Raw genomic sequence first — 22,938 nt, 5'->3', positions numbered from 1 at the left:
TATTTGATGACCGTCCAACGATCGGTGCCTTACTGGGATTGCGGCGAGTACATTGCTTGCTCCTACATCCTCGGTATTGCCCACCCGCCGGGAAACCCTCTCTATCTTTTGCTTGGACGAATATTCTCAATGCTGCCGATTGCAGCCGACATCTCATACCGCATTAACTTGATGTCCGTATTCAGCAGCGTTGCAGCTGCAACAATCGGATATGTCGTTTCGGTGCGGCTTCTGCGTTTTCTCCCTGGTGTCGCTGACAATCGCGGCCGTCAGTTGCTGGCGTACCTTTGCTCAATTACCGGTGCATTGTTATTCGCGTTTAGCCGCACGAATTGGGCGAATTCCGTAGAGGCAGAAGTCTACGCCATCGCGATGGCAATCTATTTCGCCCTGATCTGGCTCTCGCTGCTTTGGTACGACAACCGCCACCAGTCGTCGTCGATTAAGTACCTGATCATGATCGCCTATCTGAGTCTGCTGTCCGTTGCGGTTCACATGACTTCGTTCCTTGCTATGCCGGCGATATTTATCTTCGTCATTTCAGTCGACGAGCGCTTGCGCAGAGACTATCGTTTCTGGATCAGCGGCATTGTCTTGTTTACTGTTGCTGCGAACATTGCCTGGTTCTTAGTACTGGTTCCCGTCTGGCTTGTGATTGCCTTGATCGGTTTCATCCAGAAGCGCGATACTGGCTGGGGACTCGCGCTCGGACTCAGCGTTGCCGCGATGATCGGCTTCTCAGCTCACGCTTACATTCCGATTCGCGCCGCCGAAAAACCGGCGATCAATCAGAACAACCCAGCCGATTGGGAACGTTTCTATGGCTATCTCCAGCGCAAGCAATATGGCTCTGAGTCAATGTTCGAAAAGATGTTCAAACGACGCGGCAGTTGGGAACACCAGCTTGGCGACTTCCCGCGCATCGGCTTCGGTGGTTTTCTGATGGATCAGTTTGGTATCGGCGGGATACTATTCACAATTCCGTTCATCCTCGCGATTATCGGCATCATTGCTTTGATCAAGTGGAAGTGGCGAGTAGGGACTTTCTTCGGACTCATCCTCTTTGCCGGCACCATCGGGCTGGTTCTTTATATGAACTTTGCCGACGGCTCGATGATCGATCCGTCCACCGGCCTTAATAAACTCGAAGTACGCGACCGCGATTACTTCTTCACGCCCGGTTTCCTGACATTTGCGCTTTGCATCGGGATGGGTCTATTCGTTGTTCTCAACTTCCTGATCGACTGGCTCAAATTACAAGGCAAGACTATCGTCGCTGTCGCTCTTGGCACAATTACACTCATTCTCCCGGCAATAACAGTTGGCGCAAATTTCAATATGAGCAATCGCTCCAATAACTTCCTTGCCTACGACTACGCGTACAACTATTTGATGTCGTGTCCGCAGGATGCGATCCTCTTCACCGGCGGCGACAACGACACATTCCCGCTTTGGTGCTTGCAGGAGGTCTACGGAATTCGCCGCGATGTCCGTATTGCTAATCTCTCGCTTATTCAAACCGACTGGTACCAACTTCAGCTCAAACATCAAATGGGTGTGCCAATCAATCTCTCTGACGAACAAATGAAATGGGAAAGTCTCGAATCGACCCGGCCGCGCAAACCGTATGTCGACCACCTTCGCGGCGGTTGGGAGCATTTGTTGATGGCTTATCGCGACCAAGAAACGGGACAAGTCACGACGGTCGCCCACCAAATGGTCGAGCAGATCATATCGGCTAACCAGTGGAAGTATCCGGTGCTGTTCTCCGGCATGCTTCCTACCGAGGTAAAATACCCGCTCGCTGAACACAATCTGCGTCGCGGTTGGCTGTACCAGATTGTCCCGCAGGAAAGCCGCGGGGCATGGGATATTGAAACCAGCAAAGACTTGTTCTTGAACGTGTATCGAACCAATGGCATCAATGATCCGAAGGTCTTCCGCGAAGAAGTTGCAACTACTTTGATAATTGGTTCTGTGCAGTCCGGTATGGAGTTCGTCGATTACCTTGAGTCGCGCGGTGATACAGCGCTTGCCCTGACTGTTACCGACGACATGATCGAGAGTTTCCCCGAGTTCTGGCAAAGCTACACGCGCATGGCAAAAATCCGTGGCTTCTCAAAGGCGGAAACCGACTCAATGTACGAGGCTTATTTCAAGTACATCGATAAGTTGATCGCTTTCAACCCGGACAACATCTATTATTACCAATACAAGGCGCTTGCCCTGCAGTACCTTGGTCGTGGCACTGAAGCTATCCACTATAGTGAATTGGCGTATAACATTGATCCGGTGTCGCCGGTTGCGTTCCGGGCAATTGTCTCTCTCTATATCCAAAATGGCCGACGCGAAGACGCTGTTCGGGTGGCGCGCGAGTATCTCAAAACCAATCCCGGAGATCCCGCCGCGAGATCAATCTCCTCCGGTCAGTTTTAGAAAAGCGACAGATTTAGCGTGATAGTACTGCTATATACAATCACGCTAATCCTCTTCGGTTCGACCTGGGTCGTTGTCAAGATCGGGCTCGAATCCATCCCGCCATTTACCTTCGCCGTCGTTCGCTTCGTGATTGCATTTCTCTTGCTCGGACTTGCATTTCGTATCTGGCGTTACCGGCTCCCGGCAATACCGCACATTCGCCGTAAGATCTTCGTCGCCGGTTTCCTGATGTACGGTCTGAACTTTCTGTTCATCTATGTCGGGCAGAAGGAAATCGATTCCTCGCTCGCTGCCGTCCTCTTCGCCACTATGCCTTTTTTCACCGGTATTATTGCTCACATCCTGTTGCCGCAAGAACGACTGACCAAGAAAGTAGTCATTGGCATGATTGTCGGTTTCTCAGGTACCGTCGCGCTCTTTTCCAACAACCTGTCTCTCACTGGTCCAGTGTTGGGCATGCTCTCGCTCCTGCTCAGTTCGTTCTTCTGCTCCTGGGCAACTGTATTGATTAAACGCGACTTGCAGGAAATCCCCGCCGCGCAATTGTCGATTCTGCAAATACCTGCCGGGCTGGTGGTCCTGATCCCGCCGATGATGTTTGAACTGCCAATTCAATTCGACATCAACGTCGCCAACGTTGGTTCGTTGCTCTATCTGGCAATTCTCGGCACCGGTGTTGCCTTCATCGGTTGGTATTACTTGCTCAAGCGCGTGTCTGCTGTGGCGCTGTCGCTGATGACATTTCTCGAACCGCTGGTTGCGATCGGACTTGGCTATCTCTTGCTCGATGAAAAGCTTGAAAGCCACTTCTTGATTGGAGGAGCACTAATCTTGGTAGGAGTGTTGATTGCTACATTCGAAAGAAAGGTGTCACCTAAGCCGGATCAAATATCTTCCCAGGATTAAGTATTCCGTTCGGATCAAAAACTCGCTTTAGCTGACGCATCAATTCGATTGATTCAGAATGCTCGACATTGAAAATCGCCTTGTGGCCAAGACCAATTCCGTGCTCGCCTGAAATCGTTCCATTGCACTCGACTGCTTTCAAGATGATCTTCCGATTTACTTCAAGCCCTTTTTGCCATTCGCCTGAATCATCGCGACGCGCCAATATCAATGCATGAATCAACCCCATTCCCACATGACCGAAGGCATGAATCAGCAGTCCCGATTCTTCGGACAGCTCGCGGCAATACTGGATTATCTCAGGCAGTCTCGAAATCGGCAGCGCTGCATCGTTGCGAATAATCGTATATCCGGGGCGACGCAACTTGATCGCATTGGTAACATAATGCCGGATCTCCCACGGATTCTGCCCGCCCTTGAGCGTGAGTACTTCACCGCCAAGCTCCTCCGCAATCTGAGTTGCCGATTCAATATTACTTGCCAGCACCTCTTCCGATCCGTGCGCCTCGATGAACAGGCAGGGCACTTCTTCGAGATCGTAATGATTCAGAAGGTTCAGGGCTTCAATGACGTTGCGGTCAAGAAACTCCACAGCCGCCAAATCCAGCCCATAACGCATCATCTCAGAGACCGCCTGTGCCGCTTCGTATTCTGATCGAAACTTGAAAGCCGCTTTGCGATTTCCTTCCGGAATCCCTCGTAGCTGAAGCGTCACAGAGGTTATCACACCCAGTGTTCCTTCAGATCCGGAAATCAAGTCAACCAGATTGTATCCCGATGACCGCTTGATTGCTCGGTTGCCCAGTCGATGATATTTCCCGGCGCCGTCGATAATTTCAAGCTCCAGCACGAAATCTTTCGTGCCGCCATACTTCACCGAGTAGATACCGCTGGCATTTGTCGAGACCATTCCCCCAATCGTCGCGACATCAGAGCTTCCGCCCGGAGAGGGAGGAAAGAACAGGGACTCCCGCTTGAGAATCTCGTTTAGTTTCTCGTAAACGACTCCCGGTTCGACTTTGACCTGAAGATCTTCCGGCCAGAACTGAATCACTTTGTCCATTCCGGATACGTCAAGCACAATCCCGTTTTCGCAGGGTATGGCGCTCCCCTCAAGTGCACTTCCGGCGGCGCGCACAGTTAGCGCTACTCGATTGTCGTGACAATACCGCACGACCTTCTGGATCTCATCGGTCGTTGATACACGGACAATCGCCGCCGGCATCACCGGAGATAGGGAAGACTCATCAATCGCGGCCGCTTCCAACGCGGTCCTGTTGTCGATTACATTCTCAGGGGAGACAATCGCTCTCAAATCTACCAGCAGATTCATGATTCAATTCTAACCAATCACGACCACAGAATCAAGCCACGAATCTACATTCTGAATCGGCGAAGACTGCTTGACCTCGTCTTGATTTCTGGCTATTATTCCTTCCAATTATGATTGAATCTGGACTCACATTGTCGACAAAGTTCATCAGATTAAGCCTGCTTCTGCTGGTGGCTATGACCATTTTTGCCGGTTCATTGACTGCTGCCAACACCCAAGAGCAGTATGAAAGCAACGTAAAGGCTGTCGAGGCGCGCCAGCAAGCTGCTGCCAAGCTACAGCTTGGTCAACAACTTCCGTTGTGGAGTTGTATCCCGTTTGTCGGAATTCTCTTGTCGATCGCACTGATTCCGATGATTGCCCCAGCGTTCTGGCACCACCATTTCCCAAAGATTGCTTTTGGCTGGGGACTGCTGTTTGCCATTCCATTTGTCATGGTCTATGGCGGCACCGGAATGCATGAGTTGCTGCATGTCTTGCTGGGCGAGTATGTGCCGTTCATCATACTCCTATGGGGGCTGTACACTGTCTCGGGCGGAATCTACTTCAAGGGCTCCCTGGTCGGCAAGCCGGCAGTCAACGTCGTGATACTTCTTATCGGAACCATCTTAGCATCATGGATGGGAACTACCGGCGCTGCGATGCTGCTGATTCGTCCCTTGATTCGGGCGAACAAGGAACGAAAGTACAAGGTTCACACTGTCGTGTTCTTCATCTTCCTTGTCGCCAACGTTGGTGGCCTACTTACACCTTTGGGCGATCCGCCTCTGTTCCTCGGATTCCTGAACGGAGTGCCGTTCTTCTGGACATTCAAGATGTGGAATAAGCTCCTCTTCTCTGTGGCATATCTGACAATACTGTATACAGCGATCGAGATGTATCTCTATCGCCGCGAGACGAAGGGTGTTGCCCAGACTCCCTCAACTCCTCAGCCAATCAAGATTCATGGCGGTGCCAATTTCCTGTATCTGATTGGAATTGTGATTGCCGTTTTGCTTTCCGGCAGTCTCCATTTGGGAGAACTTCAATTCGCCGGACTGCATTTTACCTATCAGTCGATCCTGCGTGATGTCTTGATTGTCGTCCTTGGGATATTGAGCCTCAAGACCACCAAAGCCGAATACCGCGAAGCCAACGGATTCACCTGGTTCCCGATCAAAGAAGTCGCGTTCCTCTTCGTCGGAATTTTCATGAGCATAGTCGCGCCACTGCTGATTCTGCAGGCTGGCAAGACTGGCGCCGCAAGCGCCATTGTCGCCGCAGTGCATTCGCCGGCTAGCTACTTCTGGGTGTCCGGGTTACTATCATCATTTCTTGACAATGCTCCGACTTATCTGACATTCTTTAACATGGCGCTTGGTGATCTCGGAATTGCTCCCGCGCAGGTAACCGGCATACTTTCGGGAACCTTAGCTCATCCCATGTCGGCTCAGTTTGTCATCGACCTGACAGCAGTTTCGGCTGGTGCTGTATTCTTCGGCGCGAATACATATATTGGCAATGCACCGAATTTCATGGTCCGTTCAATCGCTGAAGAATCCAAGGTTCCAATGCCGAGTTTTTTCGGCTACATGTTGTGGTCGGTTGCAATTCTCATCCCGCTCTTCATATTGATGACTTTTGTTTTCTTTACATAGGGAGGTAACCATAATGTTCAAGAAGATTCTCGTGCCCTCCGATTTGAGCGAACAATCGCTTGCGTCGATTCGAGCCGCGGTGGAATTGGCGCGGGCACTTGACTCGGAGTTAATCCTTCTCAACGTCCATCCCGAATTCATGCGCAAAGGGGAACTGGAAATGCTGCGCGTTTCGACCCAGGAATTCTTGAAGGATGAAAAGGAGATCGCCGTTACTGCCAAGTCCAGACTTGAGGAATTGCTCAAGCTAGCTGGTGGCGGCGATCTGCCATACAAAATCCTCCTGCGCGAAGGGAACCACCGTGATGAGATTCTCGCGACCGGTGACGAGAATCAATGCGACCTGATAATCATAACTACTACCGGCCGTACTCACCTTAGGGAACATTTACACGGCTCAGACTCGGAACAGCTCGTTCGCGACACCCAGATTCCGATTCTTGTCATACCGGTTTCCAAGCAGGAATAGCTATGCCCAAATGCAAATCACTATTCTTCAACTCATTGTTGCTAACGTTTCTGCTTATCACTTATCAATGCGCCAACTCGCAGTCGACAGCTCTTGAAATCGAGAAACTGAGCGCCGCTTCCCGAAATCTTGTTGAGCGTACCGCTCCGGCTATCGTCGGTATTGTGGCCACGGGCTACACTCCCGGTGAAGGCGGCTTCTGGTCCGAAGAAGGACTCCTTACTCGCCAGCGCAGCGGCGGCTCTGGTGTCATTCTCAGCCCTGACGGCTACATCATTACGAATGCGCACGTCATCGAAGGCTCACAACGAATCCAGGTGATGTTGTCGCCGACAGCCAGTGATGTGAGCCGTTCGCAGTCAATTGTCAAGCCTCGCGGTCGTGTCGTTGGCGCACAAATCGTTGGCGTCGATCTGGAAACTGATCTCGCCCTTTTGAAAATCGACGAAACCAATCTGCCATATCTCAGGCTTGGTAATTCGGACGAGGTCAAGCAAGGACAAATCGTCTTCGCGTTTGGCTCGCCGATGGGTCTCGAAAATTCCGTCACGATGGGTGTCGTCAGCGCCATCGCTCGGCAGCTCCGTCCCGAGAGCCCGATGATCTACATCCAAACCGATGCCTCAATCAACCCCGGTAACAGCGGCGGACCGCTGGTCGGTTCAAACGGCGAAATCATCGGCATCAACACTTCGATACTATCGCAGGGCGGTGGCGCCGAGGGAATCGGATTTGCCGCCCCAAGCAATATTGTCCGCACGATCTTCACGCAGATTAAAGAACATGGCTACGTCCGTCGCGGCGAGATCGGAGTAAACGCGCAGACAATTACTCCCGCCCTTGCAGCAGGATTGAACCTAACGCGCCAGTCAGGAGTCATTCTCGCTGATGTCTACCCCAATTCACCGGCGCATGTCGCCGGTCTTGAAATCGGCGATGTGATTCTCTCGCTCGATAACAAATCCATGGAAAATGGCCGCCAATTCTTGGTCAATCTATACGGAAAGGCCGAAGGAGCAATGGTCAACGTCACCGCCTTGCGGGGAAGTGACACGCTGAAACTGCAGGTAGAAATTATCGAGCGTCAGGCGTTCCAAGAAATGTTGACGACAATGGTCACGCCAGATCGAAACCTCATTCCTCAACTTGGTATCCTGGCAATCGAACTGACAACTCAGCTGCAGAGTATGCTCGGCGAAACGCGGTATCCAAAGGGCATCGTCGTTGCCGCTCGCTCGCAAACCACGCAGATGTGGGAACAATCGCTACAGCCCGGTGATATCATTTACAGTGTCAATAATACCAAGGTCGAGAGCCTCGAACAATTGCGTTCGGTAGTCTCAGGTATCAAACTCGCAACGGCCGTTCTGCACGTCGAACGCCGCGGCGAATTACTCTATATCCCAGTGGAAACGATCTAACTATGATGAAAATCACTTTTCACGGCGCCGCCGGAACTGTCACCGGATCAAAGTATCTTGTGGAAGTCAACGACAAGCGCATCCTCGTCGATTGCGGCATGTTTCAAGGTCCGAAGGAACTGCGCGAACGCAACTGGCTGCCGCTGCCGTTCGATCCGACCGCCATCGAAGCTGTAATTCTTACCCATGCTCACATCGATCATATTGGCTTCCTTCCTAAGATCGTCCGCGAAGGATTTTCCAATCCCATTTATGCGACTCCACCAACTGTCGATCTCGCCGCGGTTTCTCTCCTCGATACGGCAATGCTGCAAATGGAAGACGCCCAGTATCGCCAGAAGAAGAAACTTTCGCGCCACGAAACCGTATTGCCGCTGTTCGATGAGGACGACGCCGAACTGACAATCAAGCTCTTCCGCAAAGCCAACTTCGGCGAATGGAAATCAATCGGCACCGAGTTTCGTTTCCGCTACCACATTGCCGGGCATCTGCTCGGAGCCGCCGGTGTCGAACTGGAAATGGATGACGGCGTCAACAAGCGTTCTATATTCTTCTCCGGCGATGTCGGTCGCTATGCCAACCCGCTCACAATCGACCCGTCAAAACCGCCAATGTGCGACTATCTCGTCTGCGAGTCTACCTACGGCGGCAAAGTGCATCCGGCCGAAGACGCTTTTTCGGTGTTTGAGGAATTGATCAATCGAGTCGTGAAGGAAAGAAGCGTCCTGCTCATTCCCGCATTTGCAATCGGACGTACTCAGCAAATCACCTATTTGGTGAATCAGCTCATCGCCAAGAAGTTCATTCCGCCAATCCCAGTCCATATCGATTCGCCGATGGCTATCGCCGCAACCGATATCTATTCAAAGTTCTCATCCTACCACTCAATTGGTCAGAACAAACTGCAGGGTGATAACTCGATGCTCGATGGTCCACATGTCACACTTCACCGCACGCGCAAATCGTCCAAAGTTCTCAACGAACTTAAAGGACCGGCGATTATCCTGTCATCAAGCGGCATGCTCACCGGCGGCCGTATCCTGCATCATTTGCTCAACCGCCTACCCGATCCGACAACTACGGTGGCGCTGGTTGGTTTCATGGCCGAGGGTACGCTTGGACGCAAACTCATGGATGGCGCCGATCTGATTTACATCCACAAGGTCCCTGTAGATGTCAAAGCCCGTATCGTTAACTTCCAGGGAATGTCCGGCCACGCCGATTGGTTTGAATTGCTGCATTGGCTCGAACCAATGGAGTATCAACCGCGCAAAGTGTTCATTACGCACGGTGAAAAAGAGCAGTCTGAAGCTATGGCGCAGCATCTCCGCGAAGAACGCAAGTGGGAGACTGTCCAACCCAAGATGGACGAGTCCTTCGTTTTGTAGCTGCACTTGCCCGCAAATAATCAGAAATCCATCTGGTAGGTCAGACATTCTTGTCTGACCTATTGCGTTTGGTGCCTCATTGCTTGTAGAGAACTCCGAGCATTAGGCGTTAGGATAGGCAAACCTGTACTACCCAGTTATCTTTGAAATGCGAGTCTCCCTCTCCCATCGGGAGAGGGCAGGGTGAGGGCCTAACTAAATCAGGGTGAAGACTTCCGTCTCCACCCCGAAAATTGTCAATCCGAGATTAAGCGCCTAAAATGGCAGATCGTCGTCATCCTCCGACATTGGCGGTGCCTCCGGAAGATCCGGTGACGCCGACTGCGTCGAATGGTCGCCGCCTTCGCCGCGACGTCCCAACAACTGCAAACGATCGCCGACGATTTCGGTGATCCATTTCTTCACGCCTTCTTTGTCGTCGTAACTGCGCGTCTGAATCCGGCCCTCGATATACACCGGCGAGCCCTTAGACAAGTACTCTTTAGCGATTTCCGCCTGACGCCGCCACAGCACGATATTGTGCCAAGTGGTGCTTTCCTTCTGCTCATTCGTCGTCTTGTCGCGCCATTTTTCGGTCGTGGCGAGTGAAAACGTGCAAACCGCGACACCGGCAGGGGTATAGCGCAATTCCGGATCCTTGCCAAGATTGCCAATCAAGATGGCTTTATTTACTGATGCCATAACAGCAATACTCCTTTTCTAGCTGTGCGCAGAATATAGGTACTCGCCTTTGGCCTGTCAAACGCATTTGTGGCGATCACGCGCTGCCAATTTTTCACTCTGTGACAATATGATATCGTATGAGCTCTGCTAGGTAGCTCGAAACGACACCATACCTCACGGAGACCTCAACATCAGAGTGCCGGACAATTCCGAGACCATCGGATAGTGTAGTAACGCGCGTTCCCCATCCGGAACCGTAGTACGAACTTCGAGAGTCGGCACAATTATAGACAGTACCAATCGGAACTATGGCTGTATCCGTAAACGGACCGGTCGGGAATTCAAACGAGTTACCGTCCCTGAAGTAATCGCCGTTGCAGTATTCGAGTTCACGTGGAAGAAACGCAAATGCCCTATTAAGGCGAATTCTAACCTTGCAAGCTTCATGCGTCACACTGACTACTGCAACACTATCAACACAAGTCTCACATTGTCCAGCATATCCAGTTTTCTTTACCTGGTAAACCCAATAACTCCCCTCTGTCAGCGGAATTGGAGACATTGGCGGTTCCAGTTCCTCTGCTGCCACCGTCCTTTCAAACTCCGCCACTTCAAACCCCGAATGCCAGTTGTTCTGCGGGCGCAGCACTCTCAAAGTTGACAAACACTGGCATGGAGTTTTCTGCGCGATAATATCAGAAAGTGGCTTCAGATTGAATCCCAATCGTGCTTTAATCAGCGGTCCACTTGTATCGGCTGCGGAAAAACGCAAATAGCAATCCGTTGTATCGCCGGTCGAGGCAACACCCGGATACCAGGTAACCAATGAAAACTGCGGCGCCGCCGAACCACCCCGGTAAGTTATCCAAGTGAGTAGATCGTCTCGCGATACCTGCGCCGAATCCAGTGTGTAGTGTCTTGTTGCAAGAGACTGGCTCAGCGAACTGGTCGAATAACATGGCGGATAGGGAAGCCTTGGAATCAGCGTTGGCTGGATCGTCATAGTCAACATCCGTTTTCCACCTGATCCCGAACTCCCATCCTTGCCGCCCTGGCTCGACTTGATCGTCACCGCCAAGTCGTACCCGCTTCCGCTTAACAATATCGGGCCTGACTCACTCTCAATGGCATCCGAATCTAAGTAGACCTGATACAACATGCCATCAGCATCACCGATCTCAAGTATCCGGACATCGCATGTGCTGTCTGCCGCATCTTCAAGGCATCGATATTCTGCCCAAAGCGCACTACTGCCTGCATAAGTCGAAGTTGCAGTTTCGCTAGTTTGAATTGTGATTGGATTCGAGACTTCGGATTCGTCTGTTGGTGTGGATTGCTTGCTGCATTGTACTAACAGGAATGCAATTCCCGTCAGAATGCCAATAATGAAAAGCCTTTTCATGCTAACCCTCCTTGTATACAATATCGCCAGAATCGGCCTTTTTGTCAACAAAGAACCTGCATCTATGATCAAGGTTTGATAGACGGAGCTTTGGTTCCCCTCTCGAGAGGGGTGGCTCCGAGCCGAAGAATGAGGCTCGGAGACGGGGTGTGTTATCGCAACATCGCTAGCCCTGGTGGCGAAGTCTTATAACTCTACAGCAGTTCCTTCAGCGTCAAATTCAACTGCAGTTCTTTGCCGGCGCGTTTCACCGTCACTCGATACTGAGTCCCGGCTTTGGCGCACAGGACATTCCTGATTGCATCAATGCCTGCAAGCTGCCCGACGGGGATATCGTTAATCGACATGATCTGATCATTCTCCTGAAATCCCGCCTTCGCGCTAGGAGTACCCGGCGAAGCAAACCACACCTTGATTTCATCGCCATCACCGCGAATCAACTGCAACCCGGAACGATCATCCGGCCACTCGATCCCAAACTTGTCGCCTTGCTCGACAATCATCTGCTCATTGGCATAGTCCACATACAGCACGAAATTGCGGAACAACGTGTTGCCGAGATTGCCGATTTCATCCGGCGCCGAAACCGTATCGATCTTGTCGATAGGGAAGGCAATTTTCGGATTCTTCAGCGTGTATCCTGCAAAAGCAATACTATCGCACATCACTCGCTTGGTGCGAAACGCATCGCCAGCTCCGCGTCCCATCGATTCAACACCACTGCGTTCAAGAAACCCACTGCGCTTTGCATAAGCACCCTCAAGCGACGTTCCCGATGCACCCAAATCGCACAGCCACGTCCCGGTATGCTTACCATCAAGCGTCGTCTTCGCCACGAATACGCCATCTTTCAAATGCACATCCAGCTTTGTGCCGTCGCCGACATATGAAAAAGTCTTCGGATCATAAAACGACACCAGCTCATGCGCATAGTCGACCTTTGTCACAAATCGCGATAGAAAATCAAATCCGAGAATTCCGTCGATCTGAATATTGATCAGTTTATTCAGCGGCTCCATATCGATCACTGCAATCTGTTGAGCGTCAAATTCGATTCCCTTCACCGAGAACGGCGGCAAGGTCGCAAACTGTATGTCCACAGTACTATTCGATGCGCCGCCTTTCATATTGCCCATCGTTTCTAACCCCAATTCCTTGGCAAACTTTGAGCCAATCACCGACATGCTCGCCCCAGTGTCGAGAACCCAATAGCGCTCCTTGCAGTTGACCGTAACCGGCATATAGATGTGACCGCCGCTAAACTTGAAAGGAGTGTTCTCAGCGCTGCTGCCATTGGTGAACCGGTAGTCTTTCTTAGTCTCTGCCGGAGGGTCAAAGAATGCCACTTCAATTACCGGATTCGACTCATACTTGGTAATGCTAAATTCCTGCACTTGTCCGGTGAGAATCGAGATCTGCTTGGTATAGTGCGCCACTTTGAGTCCGCCAACATCGCGATAATCCCCAAAATAGGAATCGCTGCTCTCCTCACCCTCACTGGAAGTTGCACGTTCGAGCAAAAATGAACTCGCATTGATGTAACTCGTCATCACATCGGCATTGATCGTATTGGATACCTTGATAACATGGCAGTTGACGCCGTTGGCGGTATCCATCCCTGCCGCTTCGACATTGAACACGGTTGATTTGGGATCGAGAAACTCGTATTCCGCCATCCGCTGTTTGACGTCCTTTCTCTTCAGGCTCGCCTCATCGCGTTTGGTAATCAGTTGCAGTTTGCCATTGGAGTCGAGTACCCATTGGCCGTCGGCATTTTCGCCCTGTGTGATGCGCAGTACTTTCAGATCCACTTCGTTGCGGCTGAAATTCGGCTTCATCGTCCAAATCTTCATTGTGCCGGACAGTCCTGCAATTGCAAGCGTGCCCTCAACATATTGTGATCTCTCAGCCTTGAGCTTCTCAAGTCCGCCGCTGGCGGCGATGTTTTTGTTTAGAACGTCGTACGCATCGCTCTGTGCAGATACTAATGCAGGGCACAAGAGCAGCGCAAACAAACACCACACTAACTTTGACTTGCTGTGTTTCACGTTATCTCTCCTTCAGCTATACCCTGATTACGACTGTATTAAGTCGACAAAAGTTTCAATTTTAATTGTCCCTTAATTCCGTCAATCGGCTTGTTGTTTCCGCAAGTAGTCCATTGCCAACTGCGAAACATAAAGTTTGTTTTTGCCCGACTCGGTAGGTGGAATGGCTTTCACTTGTTCTATGGTAATCTGAAACTCACTTCCGAAGTATTCCTCGTACGCACGCTTGAGCATAGCCTCGTCGTCCGCGCCGTTGAACTTGGCGGTTGGTGCATAGGTGACGTGGAGATGCTCTATTGTCATCTGTTCCGCGCGCACCCGTTCAAACTTCTCGCCGCCGACGCTCAACTCAACTTGCGGGTAAATCAAACCGCGTTTGCTCAATATCAGATCTTTCCCGCGTCCACCGACAATCTCCATTATCGGATAATTGCCTACAGCATCGGCGGGGTAGCCATGACAAATCCCCACATCATCAGTATGATACCGAATCAGCGGCACAGCATAATTCACCAGCGACGTAGCCACAATATCCGCAGGCTTTCCAACAACCTCATCTCCATTCTCATCAACAAATTCGAGATTGCAGTACTCAGTCTGGACATACTTGCGGCCATCCGAAAGTTGCACCGCCGCAACGGTGTTCTCGCGATTCCCATAGTAATCGACAATCTTGCTCACGAAGAACCCCTCAATCGCCTTTCGATACTGCGGATAAATGATCTCCCCGGTCGTATAGACAATAGGCACATGAAACGGTTCGAGCTTGAATTCCTGAAAATGCAATATGAGCGTCGAGATGTTGGCCGGCTGGCAGTAGATCAATTTCGGCGCGAACTCACGCAGTATGCGATGGATCTCCGGCGCCTTTTTGCGATTAATCGCATACTGTTCAATCATCAACAGGTTTTCGTTGTAATCGATATTGGTGAATCTGCCCTCGGGCAGAAATCTCAGCTTTCCGGTGAACTGCACTCTCGGATCGCGAAACCGATAGCCGATATTGTGAAAGTGCCGCCACATCATCGCTTTGCGCCAGACTTCGCCTTCCGCCGAGCGGAATATCTTCAACCGATCGCGGCTGGTCCCGCTTGTGACCGTCTGCACCGGCTTCAGTTTTTCGAACTCGTCCGATTTTAGTTCTTCAAGATACGTGGTTACATCTTCGCGCGTCAGATAGGGGATCTTTCTGAAGTCTTCCCGCGACTTTATATCACTTGGCAACATCCCAATCGACTTGAATCGCCTTTGGTAAAACGGCACGTGTGAGTTGGCATACTCAAGCACCGCCTTGATCCGCATCCATTGATAAGACTCCAATTCCTCGCGGCTTGCGTTCTGATGCTCCTGAAGGAACTTATATACCTCTCGGAATCGGCTTCCATACTTCACAGGAAGCGGCAACATTGTGTGACGCCATCGTCTTAACGACTCGAACATTGATCCGCTCAATTCAATTCTCCAGCAGCGAGTTCGAAGATGTCGCGCGCTCTTGGAAACTCATTCTCTATGATCATGGTGCGCTAATTTACTGATTATCGAGCCAAAATAAACTGAAAATACGATTGCGCGCCAGTGCGCTTTGCGTCCACCAGCCCTTATTTCCCTTGACTTACTCCTCAATTTGCGGTCTATTGATTAATTGCAATGTTCGTAACGCTCTCCCAGCAATAATTCCAGAGAGGATATCGCCCGCGTGCCCCAGAAATCACATAGACTAATACCGCGTCAAGAAGTCAAAGAAACAGAAACTGCCAAGAAACCAGCTGCAGCCGGATTTTCCGGACTTGGAATCGCTCCTAACCTCATGGATGCAATTGCTCGACTGAAGTTTATTGAACCGACACCAATACAGAAACGTTCTATCCCTATAGGTATCGAAGGCAAAGACGTCATCGCCATCGCCCAAACCGGTACCGGCAAGACGCTTGCATTCGGCATTCCGATGATTCAGCGTCTGGCACAAATCAAGGGCCGTGGACTAATACTGCTTCCAACCCGCGAACTGGCTATTCAGGTTGATGAAGCACTTCAGGGCGTCGGTCGACACTTGGGATTGCGCACGGCAGTCTTAATCGGTGGAACTCCATTGGGTCCGCAGCGCTACGCACTCGAGAAGAAGCCGCGAGTCATCATCGCCACACCCGGACGATTAATCGACTTTATCGAACAACGCATAGTCAATCTTTCCGATATTGAGATTCTCGTTCTTGATGAGGCTGACCGCATGCTCGACATGGGGTTTGCCCCGCAGATAAATAAAATTCTCAGCCTTCTGCCCAAGACGCGCCAGACGATGTTATTCTCGGCGACCATGCCGAAAGAAATCGTCGTAATCGCCCAGCGTCACATGGAACTCCCGGTGCAGGTCGAAATCGCACGTCCCGGCACTGCCGCTGACAAAGTTACGCAGGAAGTTTTCTTCGTGGATCGCGGCGCCAAGAGCCGTCTGCTCGAAGTTCTCCTTCAGCAGTATCCCGGCCCGGTGCTCACCTTCACGCGCACCAAACACGCAGCGAAAAATCTTACGCGCCAAGTCAAAATCATGGGGCACAATGCCGCCGAAATTCACTCGAACCGCAGTCTCGGCCAGCGTCGCGACGCGCTCGAAGGATTCAAGTCGGGTAAGTACCGTGTCCTGATTGCCACCGATATTGCCGCCCGTGGTATCGATGTCTCTGGTATTGAACTGGTCATCAATTACGATCTTCCTTCCAATTCCGAAGACTATGTGCATCGTATTGGCCGCACTGGTCGTGCCGGTCTCGCTGGACGCGCTATTTCCTTTGCGACTTTTGATCAGCGCGGCGAAGTGCGCCGTATCGAACAACTGATTCGTACCGCGCTTCCCGTGATGCAGCTCCCGCAGCTACCGCCGGAGCGTCCGCGCCTAAAACCGGAACCGGCCGATCATGGTGATCGCCCGGCCTATCCGCGTCCGCGACGTCAGGAGTCCTCAAGATCATCTGAACAGCCGCGATATCAGCGCCCGCGCCGCAATGAAGCGCCTCGCGGTCCGAGACAGCGCCGTCCCGATGCCCCGCAAGGCTCCGAGCAGTCGCATCAGCATCCGCAGCGACCCGCCGCTCAGCAACCTGAGCGCGAAAGAACGTTCGGACGCAAAGCGCCGCGCCGTACCGGCAGACGATAGAATCACAGTTGCGTTCTTAATTGCCCCGCTAAGATTCTCTTGCGTCGAAATGCAAAGTTCTTAACTTCGCAATTATGCCAAAACGCTTGATGACAGTTTCTGGACTTCTACTGCTTTTGTTTATTGCGACGGCTGCGTACTCTGCCGATCCAATTCACGTCATCTCACATCGACAAACCAAAGTCGTAACCGATCCAACTAAAGGGACTAACTCTTACCCCAAGTGGACAGAATTTCCGTCCCGTGATGTCGAGTACCGCAAGGTGATTCTCTACGTCACCTATCAATGCCCCGACGGCTTGAAATGCGGCGAGTGGGACTATATCGACGGTGTGTACTTGCGCCGACTCGGCGACGAAATCTCGCCTTCTCGCGACATTGAAATAGCCCGACTGATTTCTCCCTACGGTGCACGCTTCGACTCGACCTGGTCGTTTACCTGGCATCTCGACATCACCGACTATTCGCCTTTCCTCCACGATTCCGTCGAGGTCGATTTCGTCCACACCGGATATGAAAGCAATACCGATCGCGGCTGGCTGGTAAGTCTCGATTTTGCAATAACCGAAGGTCCGCCTCCGATGAAATGCCTCGGATTCGACACTCTCTGGCAGGGATCGATCCCGTTTGGCGATACTGCTCGCCCGATAGAGAACATCCTCGCACCGAGAAACTTCACCAGCCCCGACAGTGCCGCAGTCGCCCGATTCCGAATTGTCCAAACCGGTCACGGCATGGACGATGTGGAAAACTGTGCCGAGTTCTGCAAGAAGTACCGTCGCGTCTATTACGATGACGAGTTGATTGATGAGCGGCCCATGTGGCGCGAATGCGGCATCAATCCGCTCTACCCGCAGGCCGGTACTTGGATATTCGACCGCGCCAACTGGTGTCCCGGCGAAATCGTCCAACCCGATATCTATGACTTAACTACGTCGCCCATTACGACTCACAAGATTGACATCGAGATGGAGCCATACGTCAACAACAGCAAACCGACAGCAAACTACTTTATCCACTCCCATTTGTTCCACTATACAGAACCGTGGGCAGTGAATGACGTGTCAATCGCCGAGATCCTAATCCCCAGTGCTCTTGACGAGTACTCGCGGCCGAACCCGGCTTGCGCCAGCCCATTAATTATCATCAAGAATAACGGCCGGGACATTCTGCGCTCATTGACCATTGGCTACGGTCACGGTCTGCCGCCTCAATACACGTTCAATTGGGCTGGAGAACTCTACTCGCAAGAAATCACAGCCGTAGCACTTCCAGGTGTCATCGCTCCCAACAACGAAACGACGTTCTTAGTCAAACTCGAATCTCCCAACGGCGCCGAAGATGAGTATCCGGATGACAACATCGCGGTCTCGGCAGTCCCGGCAACACCGGTTTATGACACGACGGTGGTGTTGGCAATTCGCACTAATGCCGACACCAGTCAAACCAGCTACTCGATCACAAACTCTGATGGCGAAGTCGTTTATGAACGCCAACTTGGATCAATGACCATCAATACTACCTATCGCGATACGTTGTTTCTCCCACCCGGCTGCTATGAACTGGTTGTCTCAGATTCAGCCGGCGACGGCCTCGACTTTTGGTTCAATCCCGATGGCGGCTATGGTTACGCCCGTTTGCTTGATGTCCCCGGTCGACTACTCAAAGCATTCAACTCCGACTTTGGCAGCGAAGTCCGCCATTCCTTCCGGGTTGTCCCCGGCACAATCCCGGAGGTCGCATTCGCCGATCTGCCGATCGTCAACCCATTCCCAGCGCGCAACAAGGGTATCTTCGACATCGACATATTCCTGAATCGTCGCACCGAGCTGCAAGTACGCATTATCGAAGAAAGCGGGGTGGAGACTGTCCTCGATAATCTCTATCAGGGTGTCAAGGAAGTCATGCTCCCGATTGATATTAGCGCCGCTCCCGATGGCGTCTATTACATCAAAGTCACTGCCGACGGCAAGACAGTTACGCGTCGCATTCGAATCAAACGCACAGACTAATCGTTCATTTTTCAGTACCGACCAAAAAAAAGAGTAACAATTCTCCACTTTCTGCATATATTATAACTGGACTTAAGGAGCGACTTTCATAGTCGAAACAGCAAAAATGGGCGGCTTCGGTGGCAGGGTACTTCACCCTGTGCTTGGCCAATTCTGCGGCATGGAGCCGCTGTTCGATAGAGTTATGGCGAACATGAAAAGCTAAACCATTCATCACCGGAGTGTACCATGAAGACCTATGTATTGATGAGCAGGCTGCGTCTGCAGGGTCCCAGCCTCATTGAAGTCGCCTCGCGGATGCGTGATGGCGAGAAAATCGGACGTGCTTGGGTTGATAAAGCCAAGGAATTGGTTCCCGAAGCAAACTTCGTCGCCCATTACGCCTTACTCGGCGGCTACGACTTTATGGATATCTATGAAGCCCCCGATGAGCACACCGCCGCAAAAATCGCCATGATCGGCTCCGCCAGCGGCGCTTTCCAGGTTGAGACTTGGACAGCAATCCCCGACAATCATTTAATGGAGATTGCCCGCAAAATGAAAGAGAGCGAGGAGTAACCCGCTCTAATCAAATTCGCCGTCACGGAACAACTTCGGGAGCCAATAACAAACCCGCCCAGTCAAGTTACCGGGCGGGTTTGAATTTCTAAACAGGGGTGCCAGGATTCGAACCTGGGAATGGCAGAACCAAAATCTGCTGACTTACCACTTGTCGACACCCCTATTGCAGGGGCATTATAAAAAGTTAGCGGCTAAGAGTCAATGACTCTTAGCCGCTCAATTTCGAAATTTGTTCGGCTGCTCCGGAACCGATACTAACCTTCTGAGGTCGCTACCGCACCGGTCTCGGCGAGTTCTTTCTCATACGCTGCGAGAACACGATCCTCAATCAACCGACGGGCTTCGTTGTTGACTGGATGCGCAATGTCCTGATGGGTCCCATCCGGACGCTTGCGCGAAGGCATGCTGACAAAGTAGCCTGTTTTGCCGTTGATGACCTTCAATCCGCGCACCACAAATTGATTATCGAATGTGATGTTGACAAAGGCTTTCAGCTTGTCCTCGTTCTTGAGAGTTACCCGAATGTCAGTGATCTCCATGTCCTACCTCCCAAAGCATTACCGTCTGTTGTCCCTATTTTTGAGTCAACCTCACAGGCGAGAGACTGTATACCTGCCAGCCGAATTGACTGGAAACAGTTGTCATTAACTCACTGTCGGGTTGCCGCTCAAATAGCCCATAAAAGGCAGAGCCGCTGCCCGAAAGAGCAACGTAACCGGCGCCACCCCTTCGCAGTACCTCCATGCAAACTTCCATCTCCGGGTGCTGTTGCACAACCATCGCTTGGAAGTCGTTGCCGACTCGGTCCAGCGTTTTAAAATAATCTGCGCCTAAATTCTTGAGATTAATATCGGCTTTTGTGGAAAAGTTTGTCAAGAAGATTCTTAGACCTTGATATGCATCTTTCGTAGAAATTGCGTAATCAGGGACGATCAGAAGCACAAAATAGCCTAGAAAGAGGTCTTCTGGAGCCACAATCTCGCCTCGACCCGATACCAAAGCCGACCCTGAGGAGAAGAAAAAGGGAATATCCGAGCCCAGCTCTGCACTCCACTCAGCCAGTTGTGCCAGTGGAAGTTCAAGTTCGAACAATTGGTTAAACGCCTTCATCACTGCCGCGGCATCGGAACTCCCGCCGCCAAGACCGGCGCCGACAGGAATCCGCTTGATCAGATTAATATCCACGCCGCCGCTGATGCCAGTCTTGTCGAACATCAACTTGGCCGCACGCCAGGTCAGATTCGTGGAGTCTGCTGGAATATGGGACTCACTGCAGGTCAGCGTTATGCCCGAGGTCGTCTTCGAAACAGTAACCGAATCATAAAGGTCGACCGCTTGCATCAGAGAATAGATCTCGTGAAATCCATCCGGTCGCTTACCCAGGATCTGCAGGAACAGATTAATTTTCGCGGGTGCAAGAATCGTCACCGTGCGCAGCATGACTAATCGATTAGACCTTGAATATTGTAGGCAAAAAAGAGATTCAGATCGATGCGGCTGTGGTTGTCGCCGCAGACGTGTTTGTAATTGTCGAAATAGCTGTACCGGGCAGATAACCGTGCTTCGATCAGATTTCGACTGAACCAAAGTGCTGTCGCCTGCACCGATGGCGATTTCTCCACGATGCCAATCGGGAACTTCTCCTCAAACGGAACACCGGACCGATCGTGCTTCTCAATTCGGCCTTCGCCGCGCCGGTTGAACTGAAATTCCAACTCAAGATCAAGTGCCCGGCTAGCGTGGTATCGCGCCATTGCCAGAAAGCGATCCTGGTCGTTGCCGCCGAAGTATCCTATCGGCTTGTTGTAGTACAGGTAGAGATTCTGCGGCTGATTCTGTCCGTACACCGTTGTGTTAACTCGGGTGTAACTCGCTTTAGTAAAGACCCGATTCAGTCCGAGCGGTTCCATCATGTCAATTCCCAGTTTGTAGCCTACCTGATGCGGCTCAGACTTGAGATCGATCTGGAAATCATCAATCAACAGCTCGCCGAAGATTCGACATTGATGCGGCCAGTATATCGCAAAATCAAGCCCGAACAAAATATTGTCATCGCTCCCGCGATTCCATTGCTCCCAATAGTAGGGGACAAACGGGTTGATGTATCGCCAATCGACGGGTCGTCCATATCCACCGAATAGCGCCACTTCCGAGAGTCCAAGTTCAAATGCATTTTGCTTGCGGAATGACAGTCGATGCGCCGACATGTACCGCACCAAAGTCGAATCGTTGTATTTGACATCATCCAGCCGGCTAATGAAATAGTCGAAACGAATGGCACGATGCTCATAGCCGAGCCAAATCCGATCCAATTGCGGAGCGTTGTCGGACAGCAACAATGCATCCCGCTGTTCTGGTCCCCAAATCATCGATGATCGCCCAATCGAACCGAAGAAACCCTTGTTGTAGTAGTAAACTGCGCCATGATCCAGCCAGCCCGTGATCTTCTCGTCCCAAACCCTGCCATTAAACTGCGAGTACAATTCTCCGTGGTTTTCCAGACGCATCCGCAGGTGAATCTGCACATGTTCCGAGGGCATAATCCACGCCTCGCTGGTCAAACCGACGCGATGGACGGGCAAAGTATCAGCAGAGGAGATGTGCTCGAGATATGGCATGAAGCGTGTGATCAACTGCAACGAGTTGTCGCCGTTGCTTTTGAACAGACCCCAGTTATCTAGCTGAAAGTTTGTCTTGTCGTCGTATGCCGCGATCCTCTCATTCAGCAGCTTTCCAACTACATTGTCGGATGTTTCCGTGCCGGAAGTCGGCGACGTAAGGTGCGGCAAGACATCGGAATAGAGCGACTGCCCCGACTGCAATAACGCCAGTTCTTCCCAGTAACGATTGAGAATTCGGTCAGTAGATTCAATTCGATAGCGACTCGCGGCGGCGCTTGTAGCGCAAAAAGTCGGCAGAATAACTAAGGCAATGGCAAGGATGATCCGGTGCATGCGAACAATTATCGGAGTCTGCGCCGGCAAGTCAACCTAAAAGGTACACAACGCTCGGCGGACGGAGCGTTCTCGCTCCCGTCAGTTTTGACTTGACAAAAGACGAGTAGTAGAGCTATATTGTCTACGGTACAACGATTCAATTTCTACAGAGTAAACGTTCATTTCTGGCGTCGACGTCGCGCGTTGTCGCATGCTCGTTTGTGTCTTCAGGCAGGCACTTTGACTCCGGTTATGAATTCAAGTGTGCTCTTTACGAAGTTCGATCACCTCTCATACACATTCCAGGAGGAACAGATGACCGGATCAAACCCCAGTCGATCCAGGGGGAGAATTCTCGTCGTGCTCTTGATGCTGTTTGGCATTTTTAGCAGCGCGGCGTTGGCGGCGCCGAACACGCCGGTAAACGCCAGCCCACCCTTCTCCGAACAAGACAACTCCGAGGTCGCAAATAGCGAGATGACGCCCGCAGAACTATACTCCGTATGGACAGAGTTCCCACCCCCCGGCTTTGGGGCGTCACTAATCGGTTGGGGATTCTCAGCCACCGCCGG

General features: G+C 51.6%; 17 protein-coding genes and 1 tRNA gene. 9 read left to right on the top strand and 9 right to left on the bottom strand.

Features of this window, described 5'->3' with window-relative positions; all coding sequences use genetic code 11:
* The first annotated feature begins 6 nt into the window (after nucleotides 1-6).
* Together IPH59_14520 and IPH59_14515 are read left to right on the top strand one after the other, a co-directional pair.
* Nucleotides 7-2,436, top strand: coding sequence for a DUF2723 domain-containing protein (locus tag IPH59_14520; GenBank protein ID MBK7092908.1), 2,430 nt, complete (start codon nucleotides 7-9; stop codon nucleotides 2,434-2,436).
* A gap of 18 nt (nucleotides 2,437-2,454) precedes the next feature.
* Nucleotides 2,455-3,345, top strand: coding sequence for a DMT family transporter (locus tag IPH59_14515; protein MBK7092907.1), 891 nt, complete (start codon nucleotides 2,455-2,457; stop codon nucleotides 3,343-3,345).
* Here IPH59_14515 and IPH59_14510 read toward each other — a convergent pair.
* Nucleotides 3,314-4,678, bottom strand: coding sequence for an FAD-binding oxidoreductase (locus tag IPH59_14510; protein ID MBK7092906.1), 1,365 nt, complete (start codon nucleotides 4,676-4,678; stop codon nucleotides 3,314-3,316). The genes IPH59_14515 and IPH59_14510 overlap by 32 nt on opposite strands.
* A gap of 176 nt (nucleotides 4,679-4,854) precedes the next feature.
* Here IPH59_14510 and IPH59_14505 point away from each other — a divergent pair, with 176 nt between their 5' ends.
* The 4 genes from IPH59_14505 to IPH59_14490 are packed head-to-tail and all read left to right on the top strand — an operon-like array spanning nucleotide 4,855 to nucleotide 9,593.
* Nucleotides 4,855-6,315: a sodium:proton antiporter gene (locus IPH59_14505; protein ID MBK7092905.1), complete on the top strand. Its 1,461-nt coding sequence runs from the start codon at nucleotides 4,855-4,857 to the stop codon at nucleotides 6,313-6,315.
* Between the two features lie 13 nt (nucleotides 6,316-6,328).
* The gene (locus tag IPH59_14500) at nucleotides 6,329-6,784 is read left to right on the top strand and encodes a universal stress protein (GenBank protein ID MBK7092904.1); all 456 of its coding nucleotides are present in this window, start codon (nucleotides 6,329-6,331) and stop codon (nucleotides 6,782-6,784) included.
* Nucleotides 6,785-6,786: 2 nt separating this feature from the next.
* Nucleotides 6,787-8,205: a trypsin-like peptidase domain-containing protein gene (locus IPH59_14495; protein MBK7092903.1), complete on the top strand. Its 1,419-nt coding sequence runs from the start codon at nucleotides 6,787-6,789 to the stop codon at nucleotides 8,203-8,205.
* A 2-nt stretch (nucleotides 8,206-8,207) separates the two neighbouring features.
* Nucleotides 8,208-9,593 (top strand): MBL fold metallo-hydrolase, encoded by a 1,386-nt coding sequence (locus tag IPH59_14490; GenBank protein ID MBK7092902.1) that lies wholly within the window; start codon nucleotides 8,208-8,210, stop codon nucleotides 9,591-9,593.
* A gap of 255 nt (nucleotides 9,594-9,848) precedes the next feature.
* Here the strand turns inward: IPH59_14490 and IPH59_14485 are convergent, their stop codons facing one another.
* The 4 genes from IPH59_14485 to IPH59_14470 form a co-directional block, all read right to left on the bottom strand.
* On the bottom strand, nucleotides 9,849-10,274 hold the full coding sequence (locus tag IPH59_14485) for a single-stranded DNA-binding protein (protein MBK7092901.1): 426 nt from the start codon (nucleotides 10,272-10,274) through the stop codon (nucleotides 9,849-9,851).
* Between the two features lie 94 nt (nucleotides 10,275-10,368).
* On the bottom strand, nucleotides 10,369-11,658 hold the full coding sequence (locus IPH59_14480; protein ID MBK7092900.1) for a hypothetical protein: 1,290 nt from the start codon (nucleotides 11,656-11,658) through the stop codon (nucleotides 10,369-10,371).
* A gap of 194 nt (nucleotides 11,659-11,852) precedes the next feature.
* Nucleotides 11,853-13,706 (bottom strand): aspartyl protease family protein, encoded by a 1,854-nt coding sequence (locus IPH59_14475; GenBank protein ID MBK7092899.1) that lies wholly within the window; start codon nucleotides 13,704-13,706, stop codon nucleotides 11,853-11,855.
* Between the two features lie 81 nt (nucleotides 13,707-13,787).
* Nucleotides 13,788-15,158: a hypothetical protein gene (locus IPH59_14470; protein MBK7092898.1), complete on the bottom strand. Its 1,371-nt coding sequence runs from the start codon at nucleotides 15,156-15,158 to the stop codon at nucleotides 13,788-13,790.
* A gap of 244 nt (nucleotides 15,159-15,402) precedes the next feature.
* On the opposite strand from IPH59_14470, the gene IPH59_14465 reads away from it, so the two are divergent.
* The 3 genes from IPH59_14465 to IPH59_14455 all read left to right on the top strand — a co-directional run bounded on the left by IPH59_14465 (nucleotide 15,403) and on the right by IPH59_14455 (nucleotide 19,427).
* On the top strand, nucleotides 15,403-16,857 hold the full coding sequence (locus IPH59_14465) for a DEAD/DEAH box helicase (GenBank protein ID MBK7092897.1): 1,455 nt from the start codon (nucleotides 15,403-15,405) through the stop codon (nucleotides 16,855-16,857).
* Nucleotides 16,858-16,946: 89 nt separating this feature from the next.
* Nucleotides 16,947-18,869, top strand: a complete 1,923-nt coding sequence (locus tag IPH59_14460; GenBank protein ID MBK7092896.1) for a peptide-N-glycosidase — start codon at nucleotides 16,947-16,949, stop codon at nucleotides 18,867-18,869.
* 228 nt (nucleotides 18,870-19,097) lie between these two features.
* Nucleotides 19,098-19,427 (top strand): GYD domain-containing protein, encoded by a 330-nt coding sequence (locus IPH59_14455; GenBank protein MBK7092895.1) that lies wholly within the window; start codon nucleotides 19,098-19,100, stop codon nucleotides 19,425-19,427.
* 93 nt (nucleotides 19,428-19,520) lie between these two features.
* Here IPH59_14455 and IPH59_14450 read toward each other — a convergent pair.
* The 4 genes from IPH59_14450 to IPH59_14435 all read right to left on the bottom strand — a co-directional run bounded on the left by IPH59_14450 (nucleotide 19,521) and on the right by IPH59_14435 (nucleotide 22,384).
* Nucleotides 19,521-19,592, bottom strand: a tRNA-Gln gene (locus IPH59_14450).
* A gap of 92 nt (nucleotides 19,593-19,684) precedes the next feature.
* On the bottom strand, nucleotides 19,685-19,969 hold the full coding sequence (gene spoVG, locus IPH59_14445) for a septation regulator SpoVG (GenBank protein MBK7092894.1): 285 nt from the start codon (nucleotides 19,967-19,969) through the stop codon (nucleotides 19,685-19,687).
* A 34-nt stretch (nucleotides 19,970-20,003) separates the two neighbouring features.
* The gene (gene ispE / locus IPH59_14440; GenBank protein ID MBK7092893.1) at nucleotides 20,004-20,870 is read right to left on the bottom strand and encodes a 4-(cytidine 5'-diphospho)-2-C-methyl-D-erythritol kinase; all 867 of its coding nucleotides are present in this window, start codon (nucleotides 20,868-20,870) and stop codon (nucleotides 20,004-20,006) included.
* 2 nt (nucleotides 20,871-20,872) lie between these two features.
* Nucleotides 20,873-22,384, bottom strand: coding sequence for a hypothetical protein (locus IPH59_14435; protein ID MBK7092892.1), 1,512 nt, complete (start codon nucleotides 22,382-22,384; stop codon nucleotides 20,873-20,875).
* Nucleotides 22,385-22,938 lie beyond the last annotated feature (554 nt).

This window comes from bacterium, from assembly GCA_016708315.1.
GTDB lineage: Bacteria > Zixibacteria > MSB-5A5 > CAIYYT01 > CAIYYT01 > JADJGC01.
The sequence above is the reverse complement of the archived record's forward strand: the minus strand, read 5'-3'. Positions and strand labels throughout refer to the sequence as shown.